Below are 9,623 nucleotides of genomic sequence, written 5' to 3' on the forward strand. Positions count from 1 at the left end.
TGAAGCAGTAAGTCCGCCGACCCGTACGATTTGTACTGTCTGCGGCTTCGCTGCTTTGTCTCATTCTGTGTTATTTGACGATACATTCAGGCTCAAAGCAACTTACAACTAAGAAGGCTTCGACTGCGCTCAACCACCTGCCGGGCTTGGGGTAGCCGTCTGAAACGAGGGGTTTTCAGACGGCCTGTGCATTTATCCCGCTTGCGGCAGGGCGGTTTTGTGGGTGGTTTGTGGATAAGTCGGGTGAGGGATTGAAATGTATCGGGAAATTTTGCTTGCTTAATATTTAGGCAGTTGGGCGGCGTTATCCACGATGTGTGCGGCGCGGGGTGTGTAAGGATTGTGGATAAGCGGTTTAAGTGGTTTATCTGTTTGAAGAAAAACGGACTGCTTAATTTTTAGGCAGTCCGTTGGGTGGAGTGTGGGAATTTATGCGTCTGGCTCAGTTTTCATCAGCCGCAGGATTTCGTGCCAATGGCCGTCGGGGCGTTGTTCCAATACGGCAACTAGGCCGCTGCGGATGTGGGACAGCTCGGAAGCGGTGAAGGTGCGGCTTTCGGGTAAACGGGCGGGGGCGAGATAGGCCATGCGTTCGAGCAGGGCGTAGCGGGCGGCGGGGTAATCGTGAGCGGGATATTGCGCCCAGTCGCTGAGATAGCGGCCTTGCCAGGCTAGGGGATTGAGCGGGGCTTCGGCGGCGGGCGTATCGGCGGGCAGGAAGGCGATGCCGCGTATAACGGAAGCAGGCTGCGGGTTTTCGGGCAGGCTGTGTGTTTTCAGGGTATGCAGGCCGTCTGAAAATTTCAGCAGCATCATTTGCTGCGGCAGCTTGGCGGCTTTGTCGCGCAGGCAGTCTTGGCGGTTGAGGCCGCAGAAGTCGTCGGTGCGGCCGCTCGGGCTGCCGTAGTATTTGCAGGCCAATTCGATATGGTAGGGTTTGCCGTTAACGGTGGCGATGAAGTCGGCGGCGCCGAGCGTGAGGGCATCGGCGGTGCGGACGGGCAGGTTGTGCGCGAGCAGGCGGGTGTGCGGGGCGTTGGCGAACCAAAAGGCCAGCAGCTGTTCGGCATACAGCCCGAGGCGGTGGGCAAACGGGGCGTGTGCCGATAAATGTTGGTGCAGGATTTGGGGGGCTTGGTCGAGCTGTAAAAGATAGCGGAAGCCGTGTTCGCCCAATAATTCGCGCACGGGCAATTCCGCGCCGCTGTGCCATAGGGGCGGGGCAGTCAGAAGGGCGGCAAGGTCGCGTACGGCGGGGTCGGTGAGTTTCCACCAGAGGGCATCAAGGGCGTAGTTCATGATTTTTCAGACGGCTTGTTGGCGGTTGGGTCGGATCGGCGGCATCAGCGGCTGTTGTCCGGGTGGTCGATGATTTCTTTAATGGGGTCGCTGTCGGCGATTTTTTCGGCGGCTTCCTGTTTGTCTTCGCGGTCGGCAACCGGCTCGTCCTGCAGGGCGGTGGCGGCGGGGTGATATTGAAACGCGCCGTACACGGGAAAGTGGTCGGAGCCGATATCGGGCAGCACGCGGATGTCGCGCATCATAAAGTGGTGGCTGTGGAAGATGTGGTCCAGCGGCCAGCGCAGCAGGCGGTAATGGGCGTGAAAGGTGCTGAACATGCCGCGGCCTTTGCGCGGATCCAGCAGCCCGCTGATTTTTTGAAACAGCGTGGAAGTGGACGACCAGGCAACGTCGTTCAAATCGCCGAATACGAATACCGGTTCGTCTGTTTTGGCAATTTCCTGCCCCACCAGCAAAAGCTCGGCGTCGCGGTCGGTGGCGGTGGCGGCTTCGGTGGGGCTGGGCGGCTGCGGGTGCAGGCAGTAGATACGCACCCATTCGCCCGAGCGCAGCTGCAGGCGGGCGGCGATGGACGGAATGTCGGGCGCAACCCAATGGCGCACCTGCACGTCGTCCAGCTGCAGGCGGCTGTATAAATGCATGCCGTAGAGGTTATCCAGCGGCACTTTGACGTTGTGAACGTAGCCGCTTTGCTCCAGAGTATCCAGTTTTTCCTGCCACCATAAATCCGTTTCCAGCGTCAGCACCACATCGGGCCGATAGGTGCGGATTTGCGCCAGCAGCTTGTCGGATTGGCGGTTGGGCGTTAAGACATTGCTGGTCAGCAGGGAGATACTGCGTTCGTCCGATTCGCCGCAGTAACGCAGCACGGTCGGCTTGCTCAGGCGCGTATAGGCCGAGATATGCCAAAGCTGATACGCCAGACACAGCGCGTTAATCAGTGCCAATACGCCGAACGCCGGTGCCTGCCACGCCAATATTGCGGCAAGCGGTATGCAAACCAGCGCGGCAACGGCAATCTGCAGGCGCGGGAAATCCCATACTCGAAACAGCCAATGGTCGTGCTTGACCAGCGGCAGGAGCGTGGTCATCAGCGGCAAGGCCAGAAAACACAGGGCGGTGTAGTAAACAGTCGGATTCATGGGCAGCGTCGGGGCGGGGTAAACGGGAAAATCAGGCTTGGTCTTTGTTTTTCAGATTCTGCTTGAGGGTGTTGAAAAAGCCGCGCAGGATGTCGATGTCTTCGGTTTGGGTGTTGGCACGGCCGAACAGGCTCTGCATACGGCGCATCAGGCGCTCGCTGTTGCGGCGGCGGAAAAAGTCGATATCGTGCATCAGCGATTCCATGTGGTCGATCATTCCCTTAATCTGCGCGTGGGTGGCGGCGTGGTCTTCCTGCTGCAAGTGGGTCATGGCCATATCGGTTTGGCTGAACAGCTCGTAGCACACGACTTGCACCGCTTGGGCAAGGTTGAGCGAAAAATAATCAGGGTTGCCGCTGATGGTCATCAGGCGGTTGCAGGCCTGCACTTCTTCAATGCTCATGCCGAAGGTTTCATTGCCGAACACCAATGCGACTTTTTCACCGCGTGCGGCAGCCTGCAGCAGCTCGGGTACAAGCTGGCGCGGCGTTTGCAGCGGCGCAGTGATTTCGCGGCGGCGGCTGGTAAGCGCGCAGCTGATGGTGGTGTCGGCCAACGCTTCATCGAGCGTAGCGGTGATTTCGGCGTTTTCCAATACATCGGCCGCGCCCGAAGCGAGAATAAAACTTTCTTCGGGCAGCTTGAAGGCTTGGGGCTGCTGCGGGTCGAATACCGGCGGATGTTCCGTCATCGGCGTGGCCATCAGGTTGGGCGCAACCAGCGTCAGGCGGCTCAAGCCCATGGTTTTCATGGCGCGGGCGGCCGAACCGATGTTGGAAGGGTGGCTGGTGCGGGTAAGGACGATACGGATATTGTCGAGATAGGCAGGCAGGGCAGGTTTGGCAAGGGTCATGTTTTCTTTTCGGTTTAATCGCTGATGGGTTATAATGCGGTGATTCGATTTTTTCAGACGGCCCGTTGCGGCTTTTAGCTTGCCGAAAAGGCCGTCTGAAATGTTCTTTAACAACACTGGAAACGTGAAAACGTTGCAGCCTGCCGTCTGAAAACGGCGGGCGGGCGCCTGCGGGCTTGCAGCCGGCGGCGGCCGAACCTATTGTACCTGATTAGGAAGACGATTATGAACCCGATTTTAAATACCGCTTTCAAAGCCGCCCGCAAAGCCGGCCAGATGATGATCCGCGCCGGCGGCAATTTGGACGCCGTGAAGGTGGACAGCAAAGCATTCAACGATTTTGTTTCCAGTGTTGACCGCGAATCCGAGATGATTTTGGTCGAAGCACTCAAAGAAGCGTATCCGCACCACAAAATCACTTGCGAAGAAAGCGGCTCCCACGGTAAAGCCCAAGCGGAATACGAATGGATTATCGACCCGCTCGACGGCACCACCAACTTCTTACACGGCCATCCCCAATACGCGATTTCCATGGCGCTGCTGCACAAAGGCGTGCTACAGGAAGCCTTGGTGTACGCGCCCGAGCGCAACGACCTTTATATGGCGTCGCGCGGCAAAGGCGCACTGCTCAATGACCGCCGCATCCGTGTTTCCAACCGCATCGAACTCAACCGCTGCCTGATCGGTACGGGCTTCCCCGTTGTCGATCAAAGCATGATGGACAAATATCTGGCGATTCTGAAAGACTTTTTGGCGAAAACCGCCGGCGCGCGCCGCGAAGGTGCGGCGGCCTTGGATTTGTGCGCCCTGGCCGCAGGCCGTTTGGACGGCTTTTTCGAGTTCAACCTCAAGCCGTGGGACATCGCCGCCGGTGCGCTGATTGTGCAGGAAGCGGGCGGCATCGTCACCGATATGCAGGGCAATGAAGGCTGGCTGGAAAGCGGCAATGTCGTGGCCGGTAATCCGAAAGTGCTGGCGCAGATGCTGCAAGTGATTGCGGCACACCAATAAGCTGCTTTTTCAGACGGCCTGTGCGGCGATGCAACACCGCTTCAGGCGCGGCTATCGTTATATAAATCAAAAAAATCATGATAATACGGCACATCCGGCCGCAAGTCGCTCCGCCGCGCGGAAAATCGGGCGGGGCGGCAGGCCGGGAAAGTGCTATACTGCCGGGGAGTAGCGGAAAACCGCTTGTCATTTCCGGCTGCCGATACACAAATTACGGACATTTCTTTTGTGAACTTTATGCGAATCAAGCAAATCCTACCGTTTGGTTTGAGCCAAACCCCAACGCGCCCCTGGCTGAAAAGCTTGGCCGCGCTGTCGCTGGCCTGTGCCGTGCAGAACGCACAGGCGTTGGAGCTGCAGGAGATTATGCGCCATTCGTTACGCTACGACCCGATTATGAACGAGGCGAAAGCCAACGAAGATTCGGCACGCAGCGCAACGAAAGCCTCTTTTGCCCAGCATTATCCCGTGATTGCGCTGACGGGCGTTTCGGTTGTCAGCCAGCACCATAAAAATCCCAGTAATAACCGTGACGACGGCATAGGCGTGCGCGGGCGGGTCAACCTGTATTCCGGCGGGGCGATTCAGGCCGCCGTCGAGCGCGACAAGCATAAAGAAGCGTATTTCCACCACAAATATTACGAAACGCAGGAGCAGCTCGGCTACGACATCGGCAAGCTCTATCTGGAAGCGCTGCGCGCCAAAGAAACGCTGCGCGTGCAGCAGCAGAGCTTAATCCGTCACAACAACCTGCTGAAAGACTTAAACGTCATCGTGAAATACGACGGCGGCCGACGCTCGGAACTGATTGAAGCCCAGGCGCGTCAGCTTCAGGTGGAAACATCTATCGTGCAGCAGCGCCGGATTATGGAAACGGCTTTGAGCCGCCTGTCGCGCTATACGGGTAAAAAACTGAGTGCGGCCGACTTGCAGGATCCGTTCGGCAGCGAAACAGCCGAGTCGTTTATCGGCCGCTTCCGCAACGGCGACCGCAGCAGCAACCCGTCTTACCAGGCGCAGCTGGCCGAACAGAAAAGCGCGGGTGCGGAATTGGAAATGTCGCGCCGCCAGCGTCTGCCGTCTCTGAATCTGGAAGGCAGTGCAACGCGTGAAAACCGCGAGCTGTATTTTAATGTGGAGTGGAACGTATTCGACCTCGCATCGCGCCACAACGTGCAGAAAAACGCGCACACCCTCTCGGCCGCCGAAGCGCGTACCGAGCAGATTCTGAAAAACACCGAAGAGAAAAGCCGCACGGCCGAAATCAATATGGTGCAGAACGAGCAGCGCGAAAAAATCACCGCCGAGCATATCCGGGCGCAGAAAGACGTGGTGCGGGTGTATGAGCTGCAGTTCAAAATCGCCCGCCGCACGCTGACGGACGTATTGGGCGCTTACACCACCTTATCGGGCATCGAGCAGGAAAACATCGCCGCCCGCAACGATTTCCGCGATGCCGCATTGGAATATCTGGTGACGCAATCGAATGTCGGCACATGGGCCGGCATCACGGCGGCAGACGAGCAGGAAAACTGAAAACATCATTACGTGAAATAAATTATGAAATCAATTATCGAACATATTGCGCTGGTTACCCGTCTGTTGGGCGCGCCTGTGGCGGAGGCGGCGCTTTCGGCCGAGGTGGTTCGGGATAAAAAACTGAATGTCAATTACCACTCGCTGAGCGAAGTGCTGCGCGGCCACGGCTTTGAAAACACGCTTTCCAAGCGGAAGCTGGAGGACATTCCCGCGCTGGCCGTGCCCGTGGTGCTGGTGCTGCAAAACGAAGACGCGGTGGTCGTGACCCATATTCAAGGCTCGGGCAAAAACCGGACCTACCGCCTGCGCCAGGCCGACGGCCTGATCCAGGAAGTCGGCCATGACCAGTTGGCCGCCGTGTATTTGGGCTTCTGCTGGTTTATCAAGCAGAAAATGGTGTCGGACAACCGTTCCGACCTGCCGGAATACCACCTGCCCAAAGCATGGTTTTGGAAAGTGATTTGGCGTTTCCGCAGCTATTACTATCAGATTATTCTGGCAACCGTGATTATCAACGTGCTGGCGCTGGTCAGCTCGCTGTATATCATGAATGTTTATGACCGCGTCGTACCCAATCAGGCGTATGAAACCCTGTGGGTATTGAGCATCGGCGTGTGTTTGGCGATTTTGTTTGAGTTTATCGCCAAAATGATTCGCGGCCATTTAACTGATGTGGCGGGCAAAAAAGCCGACTTGATTATCAGCTCGGCCTTGTTCCGCCGCGTCTTGTCGCTGCGACTGGCCGACCGCCCGACATCTTCCGGCTCGTATGCCAACAATCTGCGCGAGTTTGAAGCTGTGCGCGACTTTATGACCAGTGCCACGCTGCTGACGGCGGTGGATTTGCCGTTTTTGGTGCTGTTTGTGGCGGTGATTGCTCTGGTCGGCGGCAAGCTGGCACTGGTGCCGATGGTGATTATCCCCATTGTGATTTTGGTCGGCATTCTGATGCAGCGTCCGATGGCGCGCGCAATGAGCGAATCCATGAAAGAAAGCGCCCAGCGTTCCGGCTTGGCAGTGGAAGCCGTCGAAGGTCTTGAAACGCTGAAAACCAATAACGCATCTTCTTGGGCGCAGCGCCGCTGGGACGAATTTACCGCGAAAACCGCCGCGTCTTCCATCAAGCTGAAAGATGCCGGCAATTTCATTTCCTTCTTCGCCGCATCCATGCAGCAGCTCAATACCGTTGGTTTAGTGGTAGTCGGCACTTATCTGGTACACGCCGATAATGTGGACAGCCGCATCACCATGGGCGCGCTGATTGCCTCGGTCATTCTGTCCGGCCGCGCTCTGGCGCCGCTGACGCAGGTCGCATCGTTGGCCATCCGCTTCCAGCAGGCCAAAGTGGCTCTGCAAGGCGTGAACCATATCGTGGAAAAACCCATCGAGCGCGACCCCGAGCGGAAATACATTACTCTGGACAATGTGCGCGGCCAGCTCGCGTTTGAGAACGTATCGTTTACCTACAACGAGCAAAGCAACCATGCGCTGCAAGGCATCAACCTGACCATCCGCCCCGGCGAGAAAGTCGGTATTTTGGGACGCATCGGCAGCGGTAAAAGCACGCTGTTGAAGCTGGCCGGCGGCCTTTATGATGCCGAAAGCGGCAACGTGACGCTCGACGGCGCGGATATGCGCCAAATCGATCCGAATTTCCTGCGTAACCAAGTCTTGCTGCTGGGTCAGTCGCCGCGCCTGTTTTTGGGCACGCTGCGCGAAAACCTCGATATGGCGCGCATGGACGGCTTCACCAGTGACCAAGACCTGCTCCGCGCCCTGCAACGCTTCGGCTTGGACAAAGTGATCCGCAACCACCCGCGCGGGCTGGATATGCCTTTGGGTGAAGACGGCATGGGTTTGTCGGGCGGCCAAAAACAAATCGTCGCCCTGGCCCGCATGACCCTGCGCGATCCGCGCGTGGTCTTGCTGGACGAGCCGACCGCCAGCCTGGACAAAGGTACGGAAGAGTTGGCGCTGCATGCCATCGCTGATTGGACGAAAGATCGCACCATGGTGGTTGTCACCCACCGTATGCAGGTGCTGAAAATCGTCGATCGCGTCGTGGTGGTCAATGAAGGTAAAGTCATCATCGACGGACCGCGTGATGCCGTATTGCAACATTTGCAGCAGAACGAGCAAGCGCAACGCGCTGCTGCCCAGCAGCACGTTCCAGCGCAGCCGGCTGCTCAGGGGCAGAACGCGCAGGTACAAAGCGTCGCTACCGTACACAAAAAACCGGCCGAGCTTAAAGTCAGCATCGAGCCGGTGCAGAAGCCGTCTGAAAATGCCGCGCCGCAGGCCGCACCAAGCAACGGCGCTCAGGTTCAAACCAATTGATATTTCAGAAAGCCACCCATTATCATGAGCAGTAAAAATACAGCAAATTCAAACAGGGAAAGCAGCATCAAATCCAAAGATTTGGAGTTGATTAACGACCTGAATGCCGCCCTGCAGAAAGAAAAACACAGCGGCCAGTTTTGGGTCATCATGCTGTTTGCCGCCTTTTTAGTGGTATTCGTCATCTGGGCTTACAACAGCCCGCTGGAAGAAGTGACCCGCGGCCAAGGCAACGTGATTCCGAGCAGCCGCGAGCAGGTTATTCAAAGCCTCGATCCCGGTATCATCACCGAATTGTCGGTGAAAGAGGGTGACATCGTCGAAAAAGGCCAAGTGCTGCTGAAATTGGACGACACCCGTTCGTCAGCCGTTTTGCGTGAGAGCGAAGCCAAAGTGCAAAACCTGGAAGCCACTGTTGCCCGTCTGAAATCCGAAGCCTACGGCGTGCCGTTGAACTTCCCCAAAAACGTCAGCAACGAGCTGCGCCAGCGCGAGCAGGCCGCATTTGCCGCCCGCCGCCGCGCCGTAACCGAAGCCATCGACAGCCTGAGCTATAGCAAAGCCGCTTTGGATCGCGAGATTGCCATTACCGCGCCGATGGTGGCGCAGGGCGTGGTGTCCGAAGTCGAATTGCTGCGGATGCAGCGCCAATCCAGCGATTTGTCGCTGCAGATTGCCGAGCGCCGCAACCGCTACATGACGGAAGCCAACAACGAGCTGGTGAAAGCCGAAGCCGAGCTGGCGCAGGCACAGGAAAACATGGCCATGCGCGCCGACCCCGTGGACCGCGCCCTGATTCGCGCCCCCATGCGCGGTATTGTGAAAGACGTGAAAATCAATACCGTCGGCGGCGTGGTGTCGGCAGGGCAGGAGATTATGCAGATTGTGCCTTTGGACGACAAACTGCTGGTCGAAGCCTATATCCGCCCGCAAGACGTCGCCTTCCTGCGCCCGGGTCTGCCCGCTACCGTCAAAGTCAGCGCGTATGACTACGCCATTTACGGCGGCTTGGAAGGCAAAGTGACCTTAATCAGCCCGGATACCGTCAGCAATTCCGTGCAAAACCGCGCCAACGATTTGAAGCTCGACCCCAACCAAGTGTATTACCGCATCCTGGTGCAAACCGACACCAACAGCCTGAAAGACAAAAACGGCAAAGACATGCCGATTATTCCGGGCATGGTGGCGACAGTGGACATCAAAACCGGCGAGAAAACCGTATTCCAATACCTGATCAAGCCGCTGACGCGCATGAAGAGCGCGCTGACCGAGCGTTAAGTGCGTCGGCATGAAAAAGGCCGTCTGAAAATCCGTATTTTCAGACGGCCTTTTTATATGGTCGGAGAGTAAATTCTGATACAAGGCGAGCCGGCACCGTAGCCGAAATGACGCTTCGACTATAGCAGTAGGTCGGGCATTTTTGCCCGACGACTCGTTGA

7 protein-coding genes are annotated in these 9,623 nt (G+C 57.3%); 4 read left to right on the forward strand and 3 right to left on the reverse strand.

Annotated features, from left to right (window positions below):
- Positions 1-429: 429 nt before the first annotated feature.
- From BDE01S_RS05270 to BDE01S_RS05280, 3 genes are read right to left on the reverse strand one after another with little or no spacing between them, the layout of a single operon-like run.
- The gene (locus BDE01S_RS05270) at positions 430-1,299 is read right to left on the reverse strand and encodes a DUF1853 family protein (RefSeq protein ID WP_066078285.1); all 870 of its coding nucleotides are present in this window, start codon (positions 1,297-1,299) and stop codon (positions 430-432) included.
- 44 nt (positions 1,300-1,343) lie between these two features.
- Entirely contained in the window at positions 1,344-2,444 is a 1,101-nt protein-coding gene (locus tag BDE01S_RS05275; protein WP_066078287.1) for an endonuclease/exonuclease/phosphatase family protein, read from the reverse strand.
- A gap of 31 nt (positions 2,445-2,475) precedes the next feature.
- On the reverse strand, positions 2,476-3,297 hold the full coding sequence (locus BDE01S_RS05280) for an RNA methyltransferase (RefSeq protein WP_066078289.1): 822 nt from the start codon (positions 3,295-3,297) through the stop codon (positions 2,476-2,478).
- 225 nt (positions 3,298-3,522) lie between these two features.
- On the opposite strand from BDE01S_RS05280, the gene BDE01S_RS05285 reads away from it, so the two are divergent.
- From BDE01S_RS05285 to BDE01S_RS05300, 4 genes are all read left to right on the forward strand, one after another.
- A complete protein-coding gene (locus BDE01S_RS05285; protein ID WP_066078290.1) occupies positions 3,523-4,308 on the forward strand; it encodes an inositol monophosphatase family protein in 786 nt (261 codons plus the stop codon).
- 366 nt (positions 4,309-4,674) lie between these two features.
- Positions 4,675-5,844, forward strand: a complete 1,170-nt coding sequence (locus BDE01S_RS05290; RefSeq protein WP_245934326.1) for a TolC family protein — start codon at positions 4,675-4,677, stop codon at positions 5,842-5,844.
- A gap of 24 nt (positions 5,845-5,868) precedes the next feature.
- Positions 5,869-8,184, forward strand: coding sequence for a type I secretion system permease/ATPase (locus BDE01S_RS05295; protein ID WP_082790426.1), 2,316 nt, complete (start codon positions 5,869-5,871; stop codon positions 8,182-8,184).
- Positions 8,185-8,208: 24 nt separating this feature from the next.
- A complete protein-coding gene (locus BDE01S_RS05300) occupies positions 8,209-9,462 on the forward strand; it encodes an HlyD family type I secretion periplasmic adaptor subunit (RefSeq protein WP_066078294.1) in 1,254 nt (417 codons plus the stop codon).
- Positions 9,463-9,623 lie beyond the last annotated feature (161 nt).

The organism is Bergeriella denitrificans NBRC 102155 (genome assembly GCF_001592185.1).
GTDB classification, from domain to species: domain Bacteria; phylum Pseudomonadota; class Gammaproteobacteria; order Burkholderiales; family Neisseriaceae; genus Neisseria; species Neisseria denitrificans.

Excerpts from the sequence above, each read along its gene's own strand:
- BDE01S_RS05295 (WP_082790426.1), top strand. The coding sequence starts at position 5,869 with ATGAAATCAATTATCGAACATATTGCGCTGGTTACCCGTCTGTTGGGC.
- BDE01S_RS05270 (WP_066078285.1), bottom strand. The coding sequence starts at position 1,299 with ATGAACTACGCCCTTGATGCCCTCTGGTGGAAACTCACCGACCCCGCC.
- BDE01S_RS05300 (WP_066078294.1), top strand. The coding sequence starts at position 8,209 with ATGAGCAGTAAAAATACAGCAAATTCAAACAGGGAAAGCAGCATCAAA.
- BDE01S_RS05290 (WP_245934326.1), top strand. The coding sequence starts at position 4,675 with ATGCGCCATTCGTTACGCTACGACCCGATTATGAACGAGGCGAAAGCC.
- BDE01S_RS05275 (WP_066078287.1), bottom strand. The coding sequence starts at position 2,444 with ATGAATCCGACTGTTTACTACACCGCCCTGTGTTTTCTGGCCTTGCCG.
- BDE01S_RS05280 (WP_066078289.1), bottom strand. The coding sequence starts at position 3,297 with ATGACCCTTGCCAAACCTGCCCTGCCTGCCTATCTCGACAATATCCGT.
- BDE01S_RS05285 (WP_066078290.1), top strand. The coding sequence starts at position 3,523 with ATGAACCCGATTTTAAATACCGCTTTCAAAGCCGCCCGCAAAGCCGGC.